This window comes from Gemmatimonadales bacterium (genome assembly GCA_041390145.1).
GTDB lineage: Bacteria > Gemmatimonadota > Gemmatimonadetes > Gemmatimonadales > GWC2-71-9 > SPDF01.
This window is the reverse complement of record JAWKQM010000017.1, coordinates 1-22,368: the sequence shown is the minus strand read 5'-3', so window position 1 is coordinate 22,368 and position 22,368 is coordinate 1. Positions and strand designations below refer to the sequence as shown.

The following is a 22,368-nucleotide window of genomic DNA, read 5'->3' as shown; positions in this document are numbered from 1 at the left end:
CGCGCATGGTGTTGTCCGACGAAATGGACCCTATGCCTCCGGCGGTTTCGGGTCCGTCGATCGGGTGCGCTCGGTCCGCTTCCGCCGTCCCTCCTCATACCAGCGGCGGGTGACCTCGCCCGCCAGTTTCGTGTTCCCGATCCCGAAGGCCAGGCCCGTCGCGAGGGCCACGGCGCCGAGAATGAGCGAGAACGCCGTGGTCACGATGTCCTCGGCGACGCCCACCTGCTGCACCGCCATGAACACCGCAATCATCACCACGACACCCTTCGACACCCGGGCCAGCGTCGGCACGCCCTCCACCTTGCCGGCCGACGCCACGATCAGTCCGCGCAGGAACTCACCGACCACGATGCCGAGAATGACGACAACGATGGCGCTGATGAGGGTCGGCAGGAAGCCGAGCATCAAGCCGAACATTTCGTTGATGCTCTCGAGGCCGAGCGCGGTGCTCGAGAGCAGGATGACCACGAGCATCACGAGCCAGAAGGCCAGCTTGCCGACCGCGTGGACCGGGTCGAGGGACGGTTCCGCCCGCTCCATGACCTCGGCGAGCCCGCCTTCCGCGGCCACCCGGTTGAAGTTGAGCTTCATGAGGGTGCGGTCCACCCACTTCTCCACCTGGCGCGCCACGAAGTAGCCGGCCAGCAGGAGCACACCGGCGCCGATGATGGCCGGCAGAAAAAAGCTGAGCTGTTCCATCCCGTAGGACAGCCGGTCCCAGAGTTCACTCACGGTGCCACCTCGATCACGAGTTTGCCGAATTGTGCGCCGTCGGCCATGCGGCGGAACGCCTCCGCCCCCTCCGACAGCGGTACCACCGAATCCACGACGGGCCAGAGCCGCCCTTCGGCAGCGTGGCGCGCCACTTCCTGGTACTCCCGGTCGCCGCCCATCGTGCTGCCCAGGATGTCCCACTGGTACCAGAAGAGCTTCCGCACGTCGGTCGTCACCATCGGGCCGGTGGTGCCGCCGCAGGTGACCAGGCGGCCGCCGCGGCCGAGCGCACGCAACGATTTCTGCCAGGTGGCTTCGCCGACGTTGTCCACCACGACGTCGGCGTTGCGGCCGTCGGTCAGGGCGCGAACCGCCTTTGGCACGTCATCGCGGGCGTGGTTGAGCACGTGATCGGCGCCCAGCGCCCGAGCGCGTTCGAGCTTGTCATCGGAGGAGCTGGTCACGATGGTCGTCGCGCCGATCATCTTGGCGATCTGCAGGCAGGACTGCGCCACGCCACCGCCGATACCCCAGATGAGCACGGTCTCCCCGGCGCGGAGGCGCGCCCGGCCGGTGAGCATCCGCCAGGAGGTGAGCGCCGCCAGGGAAAAACCGGCGGCCTGCGCCCAGGGCATGTCGTCGGCCACCCGTGCCAGGTTGGTGGCGGGCACCACCACGAATTCACCGATGGTTCCGGGAACATGCTCGCCGAGCAGGCGATAGTCGCGGCAGAGCGGCTGCTGGTCGGCCGCGCAGAGATCGCATGCATTGCAACCGATGCCGGGGTTCATCATCACCCGGTCGCCGGGCTTCCACCCGGTCACCGCCGACCCCACCGATTCGACGACGCCGGCGGCGTCGCTCCCCACGATATGCGGGAAGGTGTAACTGATGCCGGGGAGGCCGCCGAGAATGAAGAGATCGAGGTGATTGATGCCCGCGGTATGGACGCGCACCCGGACGTCACCGGGGCGGGTCACCCGGGGCGCCGGCACGTCGGCCACCGCCAGGTCTTCCCACCCACCCAGTTTGGGCAGGACGAGTGCCTTCACCGGCTCCTCTGGAAGGCGGCGGAGATGACGTCACCGGACACGGGGAGGGCGAGCGGTGCCAGGTCCGGCGCGAGACCCTTGATCTGGAACGAGGTGACCGGCGGCGCCGTCGGGTCGACGGCCGGCTGCGCGAGCGTGAAGGCGAGCGTGCCACCACCGGGAGCGAGCGCGAGCGAGGTGATCGTCCCGGCCATCGACTGGAGCATGATCCGCTGGCCGTCGCCGGCGCGGATGCGGAGAATGTCCCCGCGCCCGGGACGCGTCACCACCACGGCCAGGTCGCCGTTGGGGAAATACGCCGGATGTGACTCCGCCTCGGGGGTGCGCGTGATCGCCTGCGGGTCGGCGCCCTCGTTGCCCATCTCGAAGAGATCGGCGTTCCCGTCCCGGGTCGAGATGAAGGCAAGCATCTTCCCATCACGGCGGAAGACAGGCGAGGTGTTGGCACCGTTGCCGCTGGTGAGCTGACGCAGGCCCGTCCCGTCGACATTCATGGCCCAGATCTGCGGCGTACCACCGCGCTGCGACGTGAACGCGATCGTTCCGCCATCAGGGGCCCAGGCCGGTTCGCTGTCCTGCTCCGGCGCCGTCGTCAGGCGGGTGAGATTCTTCCCGTCGGCGTCCATGACATAGATGTCGGTGTTGCCGTCGACGGTGCCGCTGAACGCGATCCGGGTGCCATCGGGCGACCAGACGGCCTGCTCGTTCAGGTTCCCGTCGGCGCGCAGCGGCACGAGGGAGCCGGCGTCCTCCGGGTCGACCTGGACGAGGTCGGCGCCCGCGCCGCGGCGAATGCTGAGCAGGAGATCGTCGGTCACAAAGAGGCGCGCGGTGGCGGCGGTGCCCCACGGGGTGCGCGCGGTGATGGTCGCCCCGCCAACGCTGGCGGCCGTCACGACCCCGTTGCGGTCGACGGTGGCCACCTCCGGCCGATCGATGGTGTACTCGACCGAACTTGGCCGGCCGATGGCGCGGCCATCGACATCGAGCAGCGACACGAGGAGGGAGTCCCTCATGCCGGGAAGGAGCCGCAGCCGCGGCCGCTCGAAGGCGAGTCCTCCGGCGACAACCTCGATGTCCCAGACCGTGGGCTCGAAGCCGAACGTCGTCATGCCCAGCGTGGTGCGGCCGAGGCCACGCGCGGTCAACCGGCGGGCGGCGGGATCGAAGGTGGCCACGGTCGTGTCGCCCACCACCCACTCATACCCGGCGGCGGCGACCGGCGTGGAGTCGGCGGCCAGTCCTTGAAGCACAAACGCGGTGGTGGCACCGGGGGTGAGCCGGATCGGCGTGTTCGGCGCTGGAGCCAGCAGGAGGCGATCGATCGGGGGGTGAACGGTCACTCGCACTGCGCGCTGCTGTCCGTACCCGATGAGGAGCATATAGGCCTCGCCCGGCGCCACGCCGCGCGCCAGGCCCTCGCGACCGACGGCCACGACGGTGGAATCGCTGCTCCGCCAGGCCAATCCGTAGGTGAGCGTCCGGTCACCCTGCGCCGGCACCGACACCCGCACTGAATCCACACCGGTCACGGGCAGAACGAGATGATCGGGGGTCACGGCGAGCGAGTCGTCGCGAACGACCACCTGCACGGTGCCGGTCAGCCCACCGAGTCCGGTGCCGATGACCTGGGCCTGCCCCAGCTGGAGCGCCGTGACTTCACCTGTTTCCGTCACCGAGACGATGTCGGGGGCCGTCGAACGCCAGGAGACCTGCACCTGGCCGAGCCCCGAGCCGTCCGGCACCACCAACCCCATCGACACCCGCGCCGTCTCAAGCCGGAGCAGCCACAGAGAGTCTGGAGTCGGCACCAGCCGAGCGCCGGCGGGGAGCACCGGCATCGGCTCCGGCTCGCGAGGGGGCGGCGGCGGACCGGTCACCGTCACGGCAACGGTGGCCGAGCCGGTGCCAGAGCGCACCTCAATACTCGCCTTGCCGGGGGCCACCCCGACGACGGTGCCCTCCCTGTCCACGCTCACGACCCCGGCCTTGGAGACCGCGAAGCTGAATGTCGGTGCGGTCAGGAGGTTGCCATCGGCATCGTAGGCGCTGAGGAAGAGGCGCTCCTCCTGGGCCACCTTGAGCCGCAGCTGGGCGGGAGTGACTTGAACCTCGACGGCGGTCTGCCCCCAGAGGAGGGAGGGCAGGGCAAGGAGCATCAGGGATAGGAATCGGGGGCGGATCACGGGGGGAAACTAAAGGATGGACGGGGACGGAGAAAGGCGGGTCGGGCGCTCCCCGTGGCGGGGTGGGCGCCATTTTGGCGGCAAGAGCACATAAGTTGTTGTGAAACATAATGTTATCGTTATATCCACGGCGCGGGGCCCGCTGCCCTCTTCCGCCGGGAACCGCCCGAATCGCTCGGTTTCGCGCCCGGCGCTTGCAGAACCACCCCCGAAGTGCGAGTAATTAGGGATGAAATTACGCCCGCGCAGGTTGCGCGGTCCGGCGACGGGGGGCGTCGCACCAGCAGGTGGAGGAATAGCCGATGAGTAATCTGGAGATGGGCTGGTCCGGAGCGGGATGGATGGACCCCATGCCGATGTCGCCCCAGAAGGTGCCGACTCCCCCACCCCCACCTCCGCCGCCGAAGCCCCCAGCTGCGAAGAAGGCGACGCCGAAAAAGGTGACGCCGAAGAAGGCGGCAGCCAAGAAGCCGGCCAAGAAGAAGGCACCGGCGAAGAAGAAGGCGGCAAAGAAGGTTACGAAGAAGAAAGCGCCGGCCAGCAAGAAGCCGGTCAAGAAGGCCGCCAAGAAGAAGGCCCCCGCGAAGAAGAAAGCGGTGAAAAAGGCCGCGAAGAAGAAGGCGCCGGCCAGAAAGAGAACGCCGGTCAAGAAGAGAGGGAAGTAGATTCCTCCAGCGCCCCGGCCACCCCGGGGCGCTTTTCCGCCAACCCCGCTCACCTCACAGCTGCAACGGCAGAGCGATGCCGGGAAGAGCCTTCATGACCAGAGCGACCGCGACCGTCGCGAGCATCTTCCTCAGTCTGACGCTGCTCGGCGCCTGCGCCGAGCAGGGACCACCGCGCACGGCGCTGATGGGCGCCACGATCCTCGACGGCCGAGGTGGCACGCCGCTCCGTGACGGCGTCATCCTGGTGCGCGGCGAGACCATCGAGGCGGTGGGCCCCCGGGAAAATGTCCTCCTCCCCCGCGGCACCAAGCAGATTGACGTCTCCGGCAGCTGGATCATCCCAGGCCTCATCGATGCGCACGCCCACGTCGCCCGCTGGGCGCTCGACCGGTATATCGCATACGGCGTCACCACCGTGCGCGACGTCCACAACGACCAGGACAGTATCTTCGCGATGTCGGAGGCTGCCGATCTCGGCGGCGGCAGCCTGAGCCCCCGGATCTATGTTGCGGGCGCCATGATCGACGGCGCGCCCGCCACCTATCCCAACGCCACAGAGGTCACCGACACCCGCAGCGCGCGCCAGGCGGTGGACCGTCTCTCGGTGGCGGGCGCCCATCTGATCAAGGCCTACACCCGCATCACCCCCGAGTTGATGGAGGCGATTGTCGATGAGGCCCGCACCTTCCGGATGCCGGTCGCCGCGCACCTCGGGCTGACCGACGCCCTCACCGCCGGCAAGATCGGGGTCACATCGATCGAGCACCTGAGCGGCGTGCCGGAGGCGGCGGGACGGGCGGATCCGCTCTTTGCCGCACACCGGAACGGATTCTGGGCCGGCTGGACCGCGTTCGAGCGGAGCTGGGCGACGCTCGACTCCGTCACGCTGACCCGACTGGCGGGGCAACTCGCCGAGACGAAGGTGACGATGGTCCCGACGCTGGCACTCCACGAAGTGTTCAGTCAGTTGGACGACTCCGCCTCCGCCACAAACCCTGACCTGCTCTCGGTGCCCGCCAATGAGCGCGCGGCGTGGAATGTCCCCGACATGGTGGCCCGGGCCGGCTGGACGGAGGCCGACTTCGCGGCGTTCCGCCGGGGACGGCCGATGCAGGACCTCTTCGTCAGGGCGTTCAAGCAGGCGGGCGGCCGAGTCGTGACCGGCACCGACGCATCGAACCAGATGCTGGTGCCAGGCGCCAGCGAGCACCTCGAACTCGAGCTGCTGGTCGGCGCCGGGCTGACGCCGGCGGAGGCGTTGGGCGCTGGGACGCGCGATGCGGCGGCGCTGCTCGGAGCCGACTCGCTGGGCACGCTCGTGCCTGGCAAGGCCGCCGACCTCGTGATCTTGAGCAAGGACCCGCTGGCCGACATCAGGAACACCCGCGCAGTGACGCGTGTAATGGTGCGCGGGCAACTCGTCCTGGCGGATTCGATCCGCAATCGCTGGTAGCGTCGATGCCCCTCGTGCACCTGCTTCTCGGGTGGATGGCCATCTGGATGCTCTTCCTGATCTGGGAAGCCATCGAGGGGAAAGTCGCCGGCGGCGGGCGTGAGCCGGGTCGCGGTGTGCTGCGCCGTGCGCCGGGTGCGTACTTCATCGAGGCGCTGCTCTTCACGCTCATCGCCGGGCTCTGGTTTGCAAGCCTCGGACACGGCGGATGGTGGCTCCTGTTCGGATTGCTCGGCTTGCTGGTCGAATGGGCGGGCTGGATGCGGGTGGCCGACATGGACCATGCGCCCTTCCCTCCACTGCTGCACGTGCTCCTGGGCGGCATCCGCGGGGCAGCCGCGGGCGGCATCCTCTCCCTGCTCCTGGCGTGAGACACCCCAACACCAATGCCGCCATCGAGCGGCTGGAAGCGTTCTTCGCCCCGCGAAGCTCCCGCGCGGCGATCCTGGCACGTGAGGCGCTCGGTCGTCCCGCTCCTGGGGACGAGGCCGCGCGCGCGGCGATCATTGCCAGCCTGCAGAGAGGGCTCCGGACCGACGGCAGCGTGGGCGGTGCCGCCCTCCCCACCATCTGGCGTGCCATCGAGCTGATGGACCTGGGGCACTCGGGACAGGAACCGGGCACCGCACGGTTCATCAATTGGACACTCGGCCTGGCGGGAAAGCCTGGGGCCTTTGGTGAGGGGTGCCATCCGGCGCGTCACGAGCAGAAGGCCTGTGACCACTACCTGGCGGGGTTCTTCGCCCCGGCGCCCGAGACCGAGCGGCTGGCGCCAATCACCCTGCCCTGCGGCAAGACCTTTCGCGCGGAAGCGCAGGCGCGCTTTGCGGTGAGTTGCCTGGCGCTGCGCGCCGTGGTGATGGCAGGCCTGGCCGGGAAGGCAAGCGTCAAGAAGCACCTGATGAGCCTCGCCGTGCTGGCCGACGTATGGAACGACTGGAGCGGGTACTACGCGCCTGACCTGATCATTGCGGCCCTGCATCCGCTGGCGATTTCGCCGCCCGTTTACCGGGGAGCCACGCTGAAGACGGCCCGCTTCATCGCCGACAACCAGCAGGACGACGGCACCTGGGCCAACGCCGACCTCTTCCATGCGCTGCACTCACTGATGGTGGCCAACACGCCGCCCGCGCGGAAGGCGGTCACACGTGCGGTACCTGCCCTGATCGCCATGCAGCGGAAAGACGGCGCCTTCGGGGCGACCGCCCAGGAGGAGCGGGCGCTGATCGGGCTGCAGGCACTGCTGCACAGCACGGGCGCGAACTAGCCCAGCCGCTATTCACCCCGTCCTCACGCGGTCTGCCCCACCCTCACCCTCTCCGGACAGCCACGACTCTACTCTCGGATCACGCCGCAGTCCCGGGCAACACCCTGATCCGGAGAGTCACCATGCACCCCTGCCCCACCCCCCACCGCCTCCGACGCGCGGTCACTTTCGCAGCCCTCCTCTCGGCGAGCCTCGTCCCCGTCAGCAGCCTGCGGGCCCAGACCAGCTGGGCTGGGAGAGCGCGCCTGCAACCGGAGCAATGCGTCGCCGCCACCGGGGATGGTCGGGCGTGGATCCAGCGGGCCATCGCCGCCACAGGCATGTCCCGGGTCGAGGGCGCCGTGGTCTTTGAAGGATCGGAATCCAGCATCCAGTTCTACCAGTCCGACCGCCCCTATCCTCCCTACATCGGGGCGACGTCGAGCATCCGGTTCACCTTTGACCCTGTGGGCGGAACCGAGCGCCGGCTGACAATGCCGGCTGGGGGCGCACCGGGACGGAGCGTCCTCATGACGCCAACCGCCGCATTCGGCATTCGTGGCGATACTACCCTGATCCCGATCCCGCGGTTCTACGAGTTCTATGAACCGAGCCGCTTCCTGAACCCGCTGGCCGTGCTCGCCGACTGGCGCTCGGCGGATGTGACCGTGGTGGCAACCTGCGACTTCCGGGGCTACCCGCGCGTCGTCCTGTCCCGGGGTCGGCCCGGGGAGCGGCTGTACCTGCAGACCGGCAGCGCCGTCCCCGTCAAGTATGAGCGTGTCGAGCCGCATTACCTGTGGGGCCAGGTGCTCGCCGAATATGTCTACACGACCTGGTGGCAGGTTGGACCGCTCATGCTCCCCGTGACCAGCGCGCGCTACATCGACGGGGTCGAAGAGCTTCACCGGGACCTTGATTTCTCTTCGCAGACCCTGGGTGAGACGGTGCCGCTCGCGTCCGCCTGGCCTGCCCTCCCCGTGCCCGCCGTGGACCAGCGCGGCAGCACCGGCTGGCTCTCCACTCCCCAGCCGGTTGATACGGTCAGGGTTGGCGACAACACCTACCTGCTCACGACACCGACCTATACCCACGCGGTGACCATGGCGAAGGACACCGTATTCCTGTTCGACGCCACGACGGCAGAATGGCGCAGCCAGGCCGACTCCGCGTGGATCGCGAAGCTCTTTCCGGGCCGCCACGCGATGGTGCTGGTGGTGACGGACCTGGCGTGGCCGCACATCGCGGGCGTTCGCTTCTGGGCGGCGCGCGGCGCGGCGATCGCCACACATCCGATGTCCATTCCATTCCTGACGCGGGTGATCGACCGGCGCTGGGATCTCACCCCCGACATTCGGAGCACCACCCTCCCACAGACGACTCAGATGCTCCCGGTCAGCAGCCGCCAGTCGTTTGCCGGGGGGGCCGTGGACCTCGCACCGATCGATGGCGTGGCCAGCGAAGGGGCCCTGATGGCCTGGCTCCCATCGGCGAAGTTCCTCTGGGCGGGTGACTACATCCAGTCGGCCACCTCCCCGACCGTCTACGCGCGGGAGGTCGTTGCCGCCACAAAGCGCGAGGGATTCGCACCCGTGCAGGCCGCGGCGCAGCATCTTAAGTTGACCGCATGGTCGACCATTCTCGAGACGAACGCCATGCCGTGATCACCCGGTGGATGGCGGCGCATGTGCGCCCCGCGACCGCGGTGACGGTCGTGGGATGCACCGCCCTCGGGCTCCTCACCGGCCTCCAGATCTATCTCGCCCGCGCCGCGGCAAGCGAGCCGACGACGGTCGCGCGGGCGTTCACGTATGGCGCCGCCGCCTGGTTCCCCTGGGCGGCCGTGGCTCCGGTGATTCTCTGGCTCGGTCGCGTTGTCCGGTTCACCCCGGGGCAGCGCCTCCGGGCCACCTGCGTGCATCTCCTCGCCGGGCTGGCGATGTATGTCCCGCTCACCTGGTTGCTGGTCTGGGTTGGCTTCCGCATGTTCGCCCCGGCCACAGAGACGCCACCGTCCCATCTCGCCATGCTGGGCCAGGCCTTGAGCGGCACCCGCATGCAGATCGGGGCGCTGGTGTATGCGGGCATTCTCGGCACCGGTGCCGCCGAGCGGCTGTTGCGTTCCCTACGCGAACGGGAAATGCAGAGCGCGCGCCTCGAAGGGCTGGCGGCCAGGGCGCGGCTCGAGACACTCGCCACCCGCCTGCAACCGCACTTTCTCTTCAACACCCTGCACGCCATCGGGGCGCTGATCGATGAGGACCCCGCGCGGGCCCGCGCCATGCTCGCGCAGCTGGGTGACCTGCTCCGTGACGTCATCGCAGAGCCGGACCGGACCCGGGTGCCGCTGGCCGAGGAACTCGAGCTGCTCCAGCGCTATCTGGATATTGAGCTGATCCGGTTTGGCGATCGACTGCGAGTGGACATCGACGCCTCGCCCGAGGCACGGACGGCGATGGTCCCCCGACTGCTCCTGCAACCGCTCGCCGAGAATGCCCTCCGCCACGGACTGGCGCCTCGGGCCGCCGGCGGGGTGATCCGTGTCACCGCCGACGTGGCGGCGGGCCAACTCCGCATCGTGGTGTGGAACGACGGGGTCCCGCTTCCAGCACAGCTGCGCGACGGCCTCGGGCTTGGTACTACGCGGGAACGTCTCAGCACCACGCATCCGGACGCCGCCGTGATCCTGCGCACGGCGACCCCATCCGGGGTCGAGGCGGTGGTCACACTCCCACTCTCGAGGGCCGGGTAATGGTGGACCTGACCGCGGTGGTGGTCGACGACGAACCGATCATCCGCCGCGACCTCATCCGGATGCTGGGAGGCATTCCTGGTGTCCGCGTCGTGGCGGAGGCCGGCCACGGCCTCGACGCGCTGGAGCGCATCGAAGAGCACTCCCCCGACGTCGTGTTCCTCGACGTGCAGATGCCCGAACTGGACGGCCTCGGCGTCGTGGCGGCGCTCGATCCAGGCACCGCTCCCCTCATCGTGTTTGTGACCGCCTATGACCGCTACGCCATCACTGCGTTCGATGTGCAGGCGGCGGATTATCTCCTGAAGCCGTTCGACCGCGCCCGCCTGGTGCAGACGATGGAACGCGTCCACCGGCGCCATGCGGCCAACCGCGCGCTCGAACATCAGCGCGTCACGGAGGCGCTGCAGGCCCGGCGTGGGCCCGGGCACTACCTGGAGCAGATTGCCGCACGGGGACCGAAGCACATATCGATCGTGCCCGCAGAGGCCATTGAGTGGATCGAGGCGGCGGACAACTATGTCCGGCTCCACACCGCCGACGGCCGCCATCTGTCGAGGCGGACCATGAAGGACCTGGAGCAGTTGCTCGATCCTGCCAAGTTTGCGCGGATTCATCGCTCCAGCATCGTGCGCATCACCGCGGTGCGTGAACTGCGGCCGCTGGGAGATGGGGACTACGAGGTCCGGCTGGAGTCGGGGGCGCTGCTGCTCCTGTCACGCACCTATCGTGCTGCCGTGGCCCACCGCTTCGGAGGGATATCGTGAACTGGGGTGGGGTACGGGACGGGAAGTGCCCGCCCCCGCCCCGCCACTACCCCACGGCCCGCCAGATCCACCAGAGCCCGACCCCGATGCTCCCCATCCCCACGAAGCGTCCGAGCATCCGGCCCCACGTAAGCGAGCCTTCCGACGCGCGGCGGAGCGCGGCCGCCGCCACCACCGCATACGCGGTCATGGCCACGATCGTCCCCAGCCCGAACGCCACCAGGTAGCCCAGCCCGACGATTTTGCGGTCCATCAGGGTGACCGGCACCAGCGCCACCACGGCACTGGTCCCCGCCAGGCCGTGCATCAGGCCGACCACGGTGATACCGTGCCGATCGCGGTGCGGCGCGTGATGGTGGTGATGACCCACCGGCGGGTGCGCCGGCGCCGCGGGCTCGTGGTGGTCATGGGTGTGGGCGGTGGCGGCGGCCCCGTGCGCGTGCAGGTGGGCGTGGTCCCCGTGTTCCTCGGGCGCGTGGAGATGTAACTTGCGAGCGCGGAGCATGGCCCAGATTCCGACCGCCACGAGTAGTACGCCAACCAGCCCCTCGCCAAGTTGGTCGTATCCGGCAGGCCAGCGGAGCCCCGTCGCGATCAGGATGCCTCCCGCGAGGAACACGGCGAGGGAGTGGCCCAGTCCCCAGCGGAGGCCGAACCCCGCCGCGGACCGCAGCGCGGGTCGAGTGCTCACAAACGCCGTGACGGCGATCATGTGATCCACCTCGATGGCATGTGCCAGGCCGAGGAGAAACGCCGTGCCGAGTGCGACCGAAGGATTCACCTTGACGACTCCACTGCGAGGAACATACGAATGACCGTTCGGCAGGCCGAGGCCCGGATCCGGCTCACCGCGCTCTCACACGGCGCGGGCTGTGCCTGCAAACTCGGCAGTGCCGAGTTGACGGAAGTGTTGCGTCACCTGCCGGGAGTCGCGGATCCCCGAGTGCTGGTGGATGCCGGGTCTCGCGACGATGCGGCGGTCTTCCGGCTCTCCGCCGACCGGGCCCTGATTGCCACGACTGATTTCTTCACGCCGATCGTGGACAACGCACGGAGCTGGGGCGCCATCGCCGCCGCCAACGCGCTGAGCGACGTGTACGCGATGGGGGGCACGCCCCTCTTTGCCCTCAACCTCGTGGCGTGGCCGCGGACCGGCCTCCCCTTCGAACTGCTCGGCGAGGTCATGGCCGGCGCCGCGGAGGTGGCGCAGGAGGCCGGGTGCCTCCTGCTCGGCGGGCACTCCATCGACGACGCGGAGCCAAAGTTCGGCCTGGCCGTGACCGGAGAAGTGCACCCGGACCAATTGATGACCAACGCTGCTGGCACGGCAGGCGACCTGCTGGTCCTCACCAAGCCGCTCGGAACCGGGCTCCTGACCACGGCGCTGAAGCGCGACCGGCTGACGGAGGCGGACATTGCCCCGGCGGTTGCCTCGATGCGGGCCCTGAACGCCGGGGCGGCCCGCGCGGCCCGTGCCACGGGCGTTCGCGCGGCGACCGACATTACGGGGTTCGGGCTCCTCGGCCATCTCGGCAATATCCTCGCGGGGAGCCACCTCGCTGCCGATCTCTGGGTGGAGAATCTGCCCGTACTCGAGCATGCGCGCCAGATGGCCGAGGAAGGATTGATGCCGGGCGGCACCCAGCGCAACATCGAGGCAGCCTCGGCCACGACCACATACGATTCGGGCGTCACGGCCGCCGAGCGAATCCTGCTTGCGGATGCACAGACGTCCGGCGGACTGCTGCTGGCAGTCGCGCCGGAGCGCCTCGCCGACCTTCTGGCCGGACTGAAGGAAGCGCAATCGCTGGCCGCGGCGGTGATCGGGAGGCTGGTGGATGGGGAGACGGGCACGATCCACATAAGTGAGAGACAGCCTTCATGAACCCGTTGTCAACGGCCCCGCTGCCCCGCGGTGTTACCTCACCCCCTGTCCCCCTCTCCATATGATGGAGAGGGGGGACGCCTGAGGAGTCCTGGTGCGCTGGAACAGCGAAAAGTACGACCAACTTGAGCACGCGTGTCGGAACGGGCTGCGGGTGGTCGTGGACCGCCGCGGCACGGAGTACATCGTGATTGCGGACAAGGTGAGCGCCGGCCCACGGGGCGAGGCCTTTCACGCCCGCCTGCCGATGACAGGAGAGATGATGGAGTTTCTGCTCAAGGATATCGCCTGGTTCCAGGTCCTGAGGAACGACGGATGACCCAGCCGCTTGCGATCGCCGTGGTGCACCTCGACGAGAGCTGCCTCGGCAACGGCCAGGAGGGGAAGACCCCTGGCGGCGCTGGCGGGCTCATCGAAACCGCCACGAAGGGCGGCGTCCAGCGCCGGGACTTCTTCCTGCACGCCGCCGACACCACCAACAACCGGATGGCGCTGGCCAGCGGCATCGCGGCGCTGCAGCTCCTGGCCGGCAAGGGCCAGCGGATGCGCGTCCTCCTGGTGTCGGACTCGGAGTACCTGGTCAAGGGGATGCGCGAGTGGGTGCCCGCCTGGAAGGCGCGCGGGTGGACGCGGAAGGGAGGGCCGATCGAGAATCTCCCCCTCTGGCAGCAGCTCGTCTCGTCGGCCGGGAAGCACGAGGTCCAGTGGACGTGGGTACGCGGCCACCAGGGACACGCCAAGAACGAATACGCGAACGACCTGGCCGTGGGCGCCGCCACCGAGCAGCACACCTCGGACGGGGCCATCCCGTCCGGCTTCGACACGTGGCTCACGGCGAAGCGTGGCCGGGGGCAATTCCTCGAGTATGACGCCGACGCAACGTATCAGCGGCTGGCGGACCGCCTGGCGCGCGGAGATCAGATTGAACTGCGAGATGTTGAGTAGCGCGCCCCTTGACCTCGACGGATGTGGTCGTCGGGGTCGTCGGCTCCGGAAGTTCTCCGGCCGCCCCGCTCCACTCCTCCTGCGAACTTCCTGCGCCGACGATCCCCTTCCTCCCACATCACCCTCCTCCTGTTCTGCCGGTTCAACGCGAGCGAAGGGAGTGGTTCGGAGGGCAGTCCCGAGGCGGCCGACCACGCGAGGCAGCCGACCGGTCACGTCTGGCGGCATCAGCCCAAGTCGGTGAGATTGCATCCATGACGTCTCTCGACCCCCTCTTCCGGCTGCTGGTGCGCACGCTCTCGGAGCAGGAGCCGCCGCGCATCCATGAGCCGATCGCCATCAACGAGTTGATGGACGGGCTGCTGCCCTACCGGCTGGTCCGGCGGGAGCTCGGTGTGGACAGCGCCGAGGATTACGAGACCCTCCTCCTCCGGCTCTGTGCCGGGGAAGGTGACTTCGTCCAGGCCGACCCCGCCGCCCAGACCGCCCTGCTCGCCGAGCTCAAGAAGCCGCTCCCCGACCTCGCGTTCCTCCGCGTGTACGGCGACACCCACGTGGTGCTGCGGACCGACCCCCTGCGGAGCGCGATGGAGGTGCACCCCGAGCGACGGTACGCGCCCCCTGGCGACCCGGGGCTGGTGGCGGAAGCGGAGGATGTGCCGGACGATGTCTTCGACGAGATGGACGCCGAGGCATCCGCCGAGCCACGCGAGGCGCCAGCCAGGCAGGATGATGCGTGGGTCCCGGATCCGGTGTTCGAGGCGAACGCGAGCGCGGTTACCCCGCTCGAGCCTGAGATGCCGGCTGTTCCGCCGGCCTCGCTCGACCGGACGCAGGCGCGCTGTCCGTTCTGCGGTGGGCTCGTCCCGCCCCGCATGACCATCAACTTCTGCCCGCACTGCGGCATGGGTCAGGACGTTGGCACCTGCCGGGCCTGCGGCGCCGACATGGATGTGGGCTGGCGGTACTGCGTGAGTTGCGGCGAGGAAGCCCAGGGAGGAGTGTCGTGACGCGAGCGAAGATCGCCATCATTGCCGGCGACGGCATCGGCCCGGAGGTCATCGACGCGGCGCTGCCGATCATCGAAGCGGCGGCCCGCACCGAAGGGTTGGCGTTCGAGGTCGAGCGCCTCCCCTATTCCGCCGATCACTACCTGCGCACTGGTGAGACCCTCCCCGACGAGGCCTTCGAGCACCTCCGCGAGGATGTGGACGGCATCCTGGTCGGGGCGCTCGGCGATCCGCGGGTGCCTGGCAACGAGCATGCGCGCGACATTCTCCTCGGGCTCCGGTTCCGGCTCGACCTCTACATCAACTTCCGTCCCACGCGGCTCTTCCACCCGAAGCTCTCGCCGCTCCGCGCCGATCGCCGGAGCGACGGCGGCAGTACCGCCATCGACTTCGTGATCTTTCGCGAGAACACGGAGGGTCAGTATCTCGGGAAGGGGCGCTCCGAGAGCATCGGCACGCCCGACGAGGTCCACGTCTCCGAGGAGATCAACACCCGCCGGGGCGTCGCGCGAATCATCGAGTCGGCGTTCGAATGGGCCGCCGCGCACGGCAAGACGCGCGTCACGATGAGCGACAAGTCGAACGCCATCCCCTACCAGCGCATCTGGGGACGGCTTTTCGGAGAAATCGGGGAACGGTATCCCGGCATCCAGCGGGAGCATCGATACGTCGACGCGCTGGCGCTCGAACTGGTCCGGGAACCGGAGCGGTTCCAGGTCATCGTCACCACCAACCTCTATGGCGACATTCTCTCCGACCTCGGCGCGGGACTGATCGGCGGGCTCGGGATCGCGGCGAGCGCCAACCTCCACCCGGGACGCGCGGGGCTGTACGAACCGGTGCACGGATCGGCCCCGCCGCTGGTCGGGAAGGGAGTCGCCAATCCGATGGCCACCGTGCTGACCGGGGCGCTCATGCTGGACCAATTGGGATGTGCGGCGGGAGCGGCAAAGCTGGAACGAGCGGTGGAACGTGTCGTGGCGAGCGGACCGCTCACTCCGGATCTCGGCGGCACCGGATCGACGACCGAAGTGGCCGCCGCACTGATGAGCGCACTCGCCTGAGCGGGGCCATCAGCATGCCGGCTCGTGCCGTGGTGTCGGTGGTCGCGCTGCTTTCGATGGTGGTGTGTTCGCGAGCGTTCGGGCAGGATCCCACCACCGTGGGAGAGTTCTGGCCCGAGCTGTCCGCACGATATCAGGGGCCCTCCGGGCTGAGCCAGACTGTATACGCGCAGCTCAAGAATGAGGAAGGCTACCCGACCAGGCAGTGGAATTTCGGGACCGACCTGAGCTACCAGGTCAAGCGAATCATGCGAACCCACCTGACCAACATCGACCCATCCAAAGAGCATGCCTACGTCTTCGGAATCGGGTACGAATACCTGGACACGCAGGGATCCTCGTCCCCCAAGTACGAAAACCGGCTCAAGGCGCAGGCGACGGGGCGGCATCGCCCCAGCGACGCCATCCTCATCGAAGACCGGAACCGCTTTGAGTTTCGGTGGGTGAACGGCACCTATTCCAGCCGGTACCGGAACCGGTTGCGTCTGGAGGCGGACCTGCGCCACCATGCCTTCCGATACTCCCCCTACCTGTCGGCAGAGGTGTTCTACGACTGGGCGAAGGATTCCTGGAACGAACAGCAGTACAGCATCGGCATTCAGTGGCCATACAAGGACAAGTGGGTCCTGGACACTTACTATCTGCGCCAGAACTGCACCACCTGCGACACCCCCCATCTCAACGTCGCGGGTGTGTCCCTGGAGTTCTTTTTCGGATCCCTGCAGTAGGCCGTTCTGCTGCGACTACGCCGGGGCCACGTTGGTCCCGAGGAGCTCGGCGCCCAGTTCGCGGATCGCATCGAAGGTGTGCTGGGCCGCTGTGACGATCGGTTCGACGTCTGTGGCGGGCAGGTGCAGCGCATCCATGGCTGACTTGAACTCCTGCCAGCGCGCCGGCTGCGCATCACCGTAGGGATCGAGGTAGGCGGTGCCATCGCCGGAGGCTGGCAGGCCATAGGCCGGGCGCACCTTTCGCGCGATGAACTTCGACCCGTTGGTGCTTCCTTCAAGGACATAGAGCACGCCGAGCAACGCGAGCGGCTCGGTCTTGGCAAGGGTATCCATCCACGCGAGCATGGCCCTGGCCGCGGGGAGCGCCGGCTGGTCGGCGGCCGCCCCGTTGAAGGCGAGGTCCTTCCGGAGCGGACCGACCTTTCGCCGTGTGTCGTCGAACACCGTCTTGAGTTCGGGATGTTGCTTGACCAGCCCATCGAGGTGCGTCTCGAGGGCCGTGTGGATGTGGAGCAGTTGGCCCAACCAGCGGAGATAGAGTTCCCGTGGGAGAGTGCCCCGCACAAACTCTCGCTGGAACTCGTGCTGCTCGGCCCGGCGGTGGTGGCTCGCCGTGCTCTCCCGGAGGGTGAGCATGGTGCCTGCCCGGTCGCTGTCTACTGGAGCGCCATGATGAGCGCCGGAATGATGAGCCACATGAGCCCCTTGACGAGGAAGAAGAGCGTGCCGACCAATCCAAGTTTGGCGAGAAAGGGCCGCAATTGCATAAATGAGAGTCACTCTCAAATAGATTGAATTGCAACAAAGTTTGTCACATTTCTCAGGTCCTGTCAAGCCGCGCCCTCGTCACACGCATGACAGGTACGTAAAGTACCTTAGAGTCTTCAACCCTCACTCCCTGCCGGAGTCACCGATGCGCACCGCATACCTTGCCTTCCTTGTCCTGCTCGGGGCTTGCAGCTCCGGGCAACAGGCCAGCACCTCAGCGGCGCCTGCTCCCGCCAGCGACGCCGAGCAGGTCAGTGCCACCAGCTGCCCCATTGCAGTTGGAACCACCGTCCTCTCCACCGAATTCACCTCCACGGGTGAACGGGCCCGGATCGACCTCGTCGCCGGCTGCCGGTACAACGCCACGACCGATGTCGGTGGAATTCAGCTGCAGCTCAGGCCGCGGATGTCGGGAACGCAGTCGCCCTACGTCGGTCAGCTCATGAGCGGTGGGGTACAGGGGGGCAGCACCTGGGAAATCCGCGCCACCACCAGCGGCGAGTACAACGTCTGGGTGACCGGCGCCCAGTCCGGCCGGGCAGTCCGGCTCGAGGTCACGGTCCGCGGCGACAACGCCCCGAAGTCCAGGTAGTCGAGTGCACCCCGGCGGGCCCGCAGCCCGCTACTCCAACCTGCACGCCCCGCGGTGATCGAGGCGCCTGCGCACCAGGTCGGATCGGTCGGGCCCGCCATCGTCCGGCATCGGCGCTGGATCACGCTCGCCTGGATCTGTCTGGGGCTGGCGATCATCCCCATCGGGCGCCATCTCGACCATCGGCTGGTGCCGGCCGGTCGCATCCTGGACAGCGAATCCGAACAGCTGGTGGACTTGCTGCAGGAACACTTCAACTCCCGCTTTGCCCGGTACGGTATCCTGGCGGCCAGCGGGCTGAACTTGCGCGACAGTGGCACCCGCGCTGCGCTTGCCGAGATCGTCGCGAGCATCGATACGCTCCCGATGGTGACCGGCGTGCTCTCGCCGCTGACCTCCACCGACACGATGCTGGTCAGCGGCGACAGCAGCGGCGCCATCGTGGTTGTCGGAATCGCAGCCACGGAACCCGATATCGACGGCGAAGTCGCCGCCCTGCGCGCCTCCACGGCGCCGGTCGCGCGGCGGCTCCGACAAGCTCACCCCAGCCTCGTGCTGCGTTGGACCGGCGAGGATCCGCTCAACGTCGACCTGAAACGGGCCAGCAGCGCCGACGTGCACCTGGCGGAGTCCCGTGCGCTCCCGGTCGTGGGGGTGCTCCTGCTGCTGGCCTTCGGGGGACTGGTGGCCGCCGCGCTGCCGATCGGGGCATCGATGCTCGCGGTCTCGGTCACCCTGGGCATCGGGGCGATCCTCGCCGCCCTGATACCGGTCTCGCTGCTCTTCCCCACCATCGCCTCCCTGCTCGGCCTGGCGCTCGGCATCGACTACGCCCTCCTCATCGTGAGTCGCTTGCGGGAGGCGCGGCGAGACGGCATGGACTCCGAGCCGGCCGCCGCACTCTCCGTCTCCACGGCCGGACGAACGGTCGCCCTCTCCGGCGCCACGGTCGCCATCGGGTTTGCCGCCCTCCTGGTGATTCCGGTTGACGAGCTGCAATCCGTCGGCGCTGCGGGGCTCCTCGTGGCGGCGATGTCGGTGCTCGTGGCGACGACCCTCCTGCCCGCCGTCCTGACGTGGCTGGACCGTTGGGTCGGCCCGATGGGGGCGAAGGCCGCGTCGCGCCTGGCGAAGGCCAACCGCCGCTGGGAACGCTGGGCGGCGTTCGTCACGGTCCGGCCGTGGACGGTCCTCATTGTCGCCTCCATCCCGCTCCTGCTTCTCACTTGGCAGGTCCGCCGGATTCACATCGGACTGCCGAGCGGCGACTGGCTCCCGCCCGAGGCGGAGGCGGCGCAGGGATTCAGCGACATGGGCCGATTCGGACGGAGTGGCGTCCTGCAGATGGTGCGGGTGGTCATGATCCTTCCGGACACGACCACCGCGCTGTCGAAGGCTGGCTGGGCAGCGACGATGCGACTCAGTACCTACCTCGAGACCGACCCGCGAGTCGGCCGGGTGCGGTCGCTCCCGACATCGGTGGACAATACGTCACGGGCGGCGGTGCGCGCCTTCACCCCCGACACTGTCCTTGCCGAGTTCATCAGCGCGGACTCCACGATGGTCCTGGCGGAGGCGATTCCCCGTGAGGGGCTGCTCCCGACGGACGCGATGGCGCTGGTGCGTACCATCCGCCTTGCCGACGCGGCGGACATCACCGGCATGCCGGGCGCGCGGCTCGTGGTCGGCGGATTCCCCGCCTTCAACGTGGATTACGAGGACGTCCTCGAGGGCTACTTCTGGCCGATCGTGGCGCTGGTGCTCCTCTTCACCTTCGTGGCGCTGTTCCTGAGCTTCCGCTCGGTTCTGGTCCCGCTCAAGGCGATTGCCATGAACCTGCTGACAGTGGCGGCTGCGTGTGGCGCCGTAGTTGTCGTCTTCCAGCATGGCGTGGGGGCCAGCCTGGTCGGGCTGACGCACCCTCTGGACGCGGTCTTCCCCACCCTTCCGATCCTGGTATTCTGCGCCGTGTTCGGGATCGGGATGGACTACGAGGTGTTCCTGATTGCACGTGTGGCCGAAGCGCGCGCCAGCGGACTGGACGAACGCGCCGCCATTGCCCGCGGCCTGGTCACCACGGGGAGCGTGATTACCAGCGCCGCCGCGATTATGATCGTGGTCTTCGGCGCCTTTGCCATGGGGAGCTTCCTGCCCACGAAGATGCTTGGCTTTGCCCTGGCCGCCGCGGTCCTCTTCGACGCCACACTGGTTCGCCTCGCCATCGGTCCAGCCCTCCTGCAGCTCGCCGGACGGTGGAACTGGTGGCCCGGAAAGGGAGCATCATGACGACGGGACGACTCGAGGCCTTCAGCGATGGCGTGCTGGCCATCATCATCACCATCATGGTGCTGGAGATGAAGGTGCCACATGGCGCGGACTTCGCCGCGCTGCGTCCGTTGACTCCTGTCTTCCTCAGCTACGTGCTCAGTTTCATCTACCTCGGCATCTACTGGAACAATCACCACCACATGATGCACGCCATGCACCGGGTCAGCGGGCCGCTGCTGTGGGCAAATCTCCATCTCCTGTTCTGGCTCTCGCTGGTCCCCTTCGTGACCGGATGGATGGGCGAGAACCACTTTGCCCCCGCGCCGGTGGCGCTCTACGGCTTCGTGCTTCTGATGGCCGCCATCGCCTACACGATCATGGTCCGCGCCGCGCTCCGCATCGAGGGACCCGACTCCACCCTGGCGCGCGCCATCGGCGAGGACCGGAAGGGAAACATCTCGATGGCATTGTACGTCATCGGAATAGTCGCTTCATTCTTCCAGGTCTGGATGGCAGGCACCGCCTTCATCACAGTGGCCCTGATCTGGCTGGTCCCCGATCGGCGCATCGAGCGGGTCCTGACGCCGTGACCGCCCTCATCGCTGTACAGACGTCGCACACTCGCAGGCCCTTTCCACCCTGAGGAGGTTCCATGGGCATCATCGTCTTTCTCGTCGTCGGCATCCTGGCGGGATTTCTGGCCGGCAAGATCATGAAGGGCAAAGGATTCGGCCTGCTCGGCGACCTGGTGGTCGGTGTCGTCGGCGCCTGGCTGGGCGGATGGATCTTCGGGATGCTCGGATTCCTGCCGGTGGGCATCATCGGCACGCTGATCAGCGCGACCGCCGGTGCCGTGATCCTGTTGTTCGTCATCCGACTCTTCAAGAAGGCGTGAGCACCAGGTGGGCGGTGATCATCGCGATCACCGCCATCGCGCCGGTGGGCCTGTCGGCGCAGTCAACATACGCCGCGGACAGTACCGCCATCGCCGCGGCGGCCCGCGCCTTTTCGGCCGCCTACGTGCGGAATGACACCCTTGCCCTGGCGCGGGCCTACGCCGATTCGGCGATCGCCTTTCCTGCCAACCGGGACATCGTCGGCCCCGCCGCCATCGCGCACTACTTCCGGTGGCCGCCGGGATACCGGCAGATCTCGCATGTGCTGACCATCGAACACCTGCAGATCGAGGGAGACCTGGCGGTCGATGTCGGCACGTGGACGAGTACCGGCCAGCGCGACGGCAAGGAGGCCTCGACCGCCTCCGGGCGGTACATGGTGGCCTGGGCACGAGCATCGAACGGCGCGTGGAAGATTCTCTACGACATGTGGCACCCCCCTCCACCCACCCAATAGCATCCGGCGCGCCTTCCTTGAACGGGGGGTCGGTTGGGGACATCTTTCGGTTCTCGACCGACCCTCTTTCACGAAGGGCACCGCAATGAAAACGCAGGGCCAGCAATCCGATGTCCTCTTCCTGTCCGGGTCCCGCACGGGGTTCGGCAGTTTCGGTGGCACGCTCAAGGACCTAACCGCAACCACGCTCGGCGTTTACGCCGCCCAGCACGCCCTGATCAAGGCCGGGGTTGAGGGCTCGACGGTGGATCACGTCGTCTTTGGCAACGCCCTCCAGACCAGCGCCGACGCCATCTATCTGGCGCGGCACGTGGCGCTCCGGGCCGGGCTCCCGATCGAGACCCCCGCCGTCACGGTCAACCGCCTTTGCGGCTCCGGCTTCGAATCAATCATCCAGGGCGCCCAGCAGATTCTCCTTGGCGAGTCGAAGATTGTGCTCGCCGGTGGCGCCGAATCGATGAGCCAGGCGCCGCACGTGGTGCGCGGCGCGCGGTGGGGGCTGCGCCTCGGGCCGGCGCCGCCGTTTGAGGACCTCCTTTGGGAATCGCTCAAGGATCCGCAGTGCGGGTTCTCGATGGCGGAAACCGCCGAGAATTTGGCGGACAAGTACAAGATTTCGCGCGCGGAGGTGGACGCCTATGCGCTCACCAGTCAGCAGCGCGCCAAGGCGGGGTGGGACGGCGGCTTCTTTGCCGACGAACTCGCGCCGGTGCCGATTCGCAACCGGAAGACGAAGCAGGACGAGCCGTGGGGCGCCGATGAGCACATGCGTCCCGATACGACCGCCGAGGGGCTGGCCAAGCTGGCGCCTTACTTCAAGAAGGACGGCGTAGTGACGGCGGGGAACGCCTCCGGCATCTGCGACGGCGCCGCGGCGGTGGTGCTGGCCAGTGAAGGGGCGGCCAAGGGGC

24 protein-coding genes are annotated in these 22,368 nt (G+C 68.1%); 19 read left to right on the top strand and 5 right to left on the bottom strand.

Features of this window, described 5'->3' with window-relative positions; translation table 11 throughout:
- Positions 1-30: 30 nt before the first annotated feature.
- The 3 genes from R2910_13160 to R2910_13150 are packed head-to-tail and all read right to left on the bottom strand — an operon-like array spanning position 31 to position 3,928.
- Positions 31-735, bottom strand: a complete 705-nt coding sequence (locus R2910_13160) for a hypothetical protein (GenBank protein ID MEZ4413931.1) — start codon at positions 733-735, stop codon at positions 31-33.
- On the bottom strand, positions 732-1,769 hold the full coding sequence (locus tag R2910_13155) for a zinc-binding dehydrogenase (GenBank protein MEZ4413930.1): 1,038 nt from the start codon (positions 1,767-1,769) through the stop codon (positions 732-734). Before R2910_13155 ends, R2910_13160 begins: the two co-directional genes overlap by 4 nt.
- Positions 1,766-3,928: an Ig-like domain-containing protein gene (locus R2910_13150; GenBank protein ID MEZ4413929.1), complete on the bottom strand. Its 2,163-nt coding sequence runs from the start codon at positions 3,926-3,928 to the stop codon at positions 1,766-1,768. The genes R2910_13155 and R2910_13150 overlap by 4 nt, the downstream gene beginning before the upstream one ends.
- Positions 3,929-4,305: 377 nt before the next feature.
- On the opposite strand from R2910_13150, the gene R2910_13145 reads away from it, so the two are divergent.
- The 7 genes from R2910_13145 to R2910_13115 all read left to right on the top strand — a co-directional run bounded on the left by R2910_13145 (position 4,306) and on the right by R2910_13115 (position 10,841).
- Positions 4,306-4,620 (top strand): hypothetical protein, encoded by a 315-nt coding sequence (locus R2910_13145; protein MEZ4413928.1) that lies wholly within the window; start codon positions 4,306-4,308, stop codon positions 4,618-4,620.
- Positions 4,621-4,714: 94 nt separating this feature from the next.
- Positions 4,715-6,076, top strand: a complete 1,362-nt coding sequence (locus R2910_13140) for an amidohydrolase family protein (protein ID MEZ4413927.1) — start codon at positions 4,715-4,717, stop codon at positions 6,074-6,076.
- 5 nt (positions 6,077-6,081) lie between these two features.
- Positions 6,082-6,447 (top strand): hypothetical protein, encoded by a 366-nt coding sequence (locus R2910_13135; protein ID MEZ4413926.1) that lies wholly within the window; start codon positions 6,082-6,084, stop codon positions 6,445-6,447.
- Positions 6,444-7,343, top strand: a complete 900-nt coding sequence (locus R2910_13130) for a hypothetical protein (GenBank protein MEZ4413925.1) — start codon at positions 6,444-6,446, stop codon at positions 7,341-7,343. Before R2910_13135 ends, R2910_13130 begins: the two co-directional genes overlap by 4 nt.
- A gap of 122 nt (positions 7,344-7,465) precedes the next feature.
- Entirely contained in the window at positions 7,466-8,986 is a 1,521-nt protein-coding gene (locus R2910_13125; GenBank protein MEZ4413924.1) for a hypothetical protein, read from the top strand.
- Positions 8,950-10,074 carry a histidine kinase gene (locus tag R2910_13120; protein MEZ4413923.1) on the top strand — a complete coding sequence of 375 codons (1,125 nt, stop codon included), beginning with the start codon at positions 8,950-8,952 and terminating at the stop codon, positions 10,072-10,074. Before R2910_13125 ends, R2910_13120 begins: the two co-directional genes overlap by 37 nt.
- Positions 10,074-10,841: a response regulator gene (locus R2910_13115; protein MEZ4413922.1), complete on the top strand. Its 768-nt coding sequence runs from the start codon at positions 10,074-10,076 to the stop codon at positions 10,839-10,841. The genes R2910_13120 and R2910_13115 overlap by 1 nt, the downstream gene beginning before the upstream one ends.
- Before the next feature lie 46 nt (positions 10,842-10,887).
- Here the strand turns inward: R2910_13115 and R2910_13110 are convergent, their stop codons facing one another.
- Positions 10,888-11,622, bottom strand: a complete 735-nt coding sequence (locus tag R2910_13110) for a hypothetical protein (GenBank protein MEZ4413921.1) — start codon at positions 11,620-11,622, stop codon at positions 10,888-10,890.
- 30 nt (positions 11,623-11,652) lie between these two features.
- On the opposite strand from R2910_13110, the gene selD reads away from it, so the two are divergent.
- From selD to R2910_13080, 6 genes are all read left to right on the top strand, one after another.
- Positions 11,653-12,726, top strand: coding sequence for a selenide, water dikinase SelD (gene selD / locus R2910_13105; GenBank protein MEZ4413920.1), 1,074 nt, complete (start codon positions 11,653-11,655; stop codon positions 12,724-12,726).
- Positions 12,727-12,820: 94 nt separating this feature from the next.
- Positions 12,821-13,045 carry a hypothetical protein gene (locus R2910_13100; protein MEZ4413919.1) on the top strand — a complete coding sequence of 75 codons (225 nt, stop codon included), beginning with the start codon at positions 12,821-12,823 and terminating at the stop codon, positions 13,043-13,045.
- Complete coding sequence (locus tag R2910_13095; protein ID MEZ4413918.1) at positions 13,042-13,671, top strand: ribonuclease H; 630 nt, start codon at positions 13,042-13,044, stop codon at positions 13,669-13,671. The genes R2910_13100 and R2910_13095 overlap by 4 nt, the downstream gene beginning before the upstream one ends.
- 254 nt (positions 13,672-13,925) lie before the next feature.
- Positions 13,926-14,681, top strand: a complete 756-nt coding sequence (locus R2910_13090; GenBank protein MEZ4413917.1) for a zinc ribbon domain-containing protein — start codon at positions 13,926-13,928, stop codon at positions 14,679-14,681.
- Positions 14,678-15,745: an isocitrate/isopropylmalate family dehydrogenase gene (locus tag R2910_13085; protein MEZ4413916.1), complete on the top strand. Its 1,068-nt coding sequence runs from the start codon at positions 14,678-14,680 to the stop codon at positions 15,743-15,745. Before R2910_13090 ends, R2910_13085 begins: the two co-directional genes overlap by 4 nt.
- A 14-nt stretch (positions 15,746-15,759) precedes the next feature.
- Positions 15,760-16,473, top strand: coding sequence for a DUF2490 domain-containing protein (locus R2910_13080; GenBank protein ID MEZ4413915.1), 714 nt, complete (start codon positions 15,760-15,762; stop codon positions 16,471-16,473).
- A gap of 15 nt (positions 16,474-16,488) precedes the next feature.
- Here the strand turns inward: R2910_13080 and R2910_13075 are convergent, their stop codons facing one another.
- Positions 16,489-17,112 (bottom strand): biliverdin-producing heme oxygenase, encoded by a 624-nt coding sequence (locus R2910_13075; protein MEZ4413914.1) that lies wholly within the window; start codon positions 17,110-17,112, stop codon positions 16,489-16,491.
- A gap of 277 nt (positions 17,113-17,389) precedes the next feature.
- Here R2910_13075 and R2910_13070 point away from each other — a divergent pair, with 277 nt between their 5' ends.
- The 6 genes from R2910_13070 to R2910_13045 all read left to right on the top strand — a co-directional run.
- A complete protein-coding gene (locus tag R2910_13070) occupies positions 17,390-17,836 on the top strand; it encodes a hypothetical protein (protein ID MEZ4413913.1) in 447 nt (148 codons plus the stop codon).
- A gap of 54 nt (positions 17,837-17,890) precedes the next feature.
- Positions 17,891-20,122, top strand: coding sequence for an MMPL family transporter (locus tag R2910_13065; GenBank protein ID MEZ4413912.1), 2,232 nt, complete (start codon positions 17,891-17,893; stop codon positions 20,120-20,122).
- Entirely contained in the window at positions 20,119-20,694 is a 576-nt protein-coding gene (locus R2910_13060; protein MEZ4413911.1) for a TMEM175 family protein, read from the top strand. The genes R2910_13065 and R2910_13060 overlap by 4 nt, the downstream gene beginning before the upstream one ends.
- Positions 20,695-20,756: 62 nt before the next feature.
- Positions 20,757-20,999 carry a GlsB/YeaQ/YmgE family stress response membrane protein gene (locus R2910_13055; protein ID MEZ4413910.1) on the top strand — a complete coding sequence of 81 codons (243 nt, stop codon included), beginning with the start codon at positions 20,757-20,759 and terminating at the stop codon, positions 20,997-20,999.
- A complete protein-coding gene (locus R2910_13050; GenBank protein MEZ4413909.1) occupies positions 20,996-21,457 on the top strand; it encodes a DUF4440 domain-containing protein in 462 nt (153 codons plus the stop codon). The genes R2910_13055 and R2910_13050 overlap by 4 nt, the downstream gene beginning before the upstream one ends.
- Before the next feature lie 85 nt (positions 21,458-21,542).
- On the top strand, positions 21,543-22,368 hold an 826-nt coding region (locus R2910_13045), incomplete at its 3' end, for an acetyl-CoA C-acyltransferase (protein MEZ4413908.1).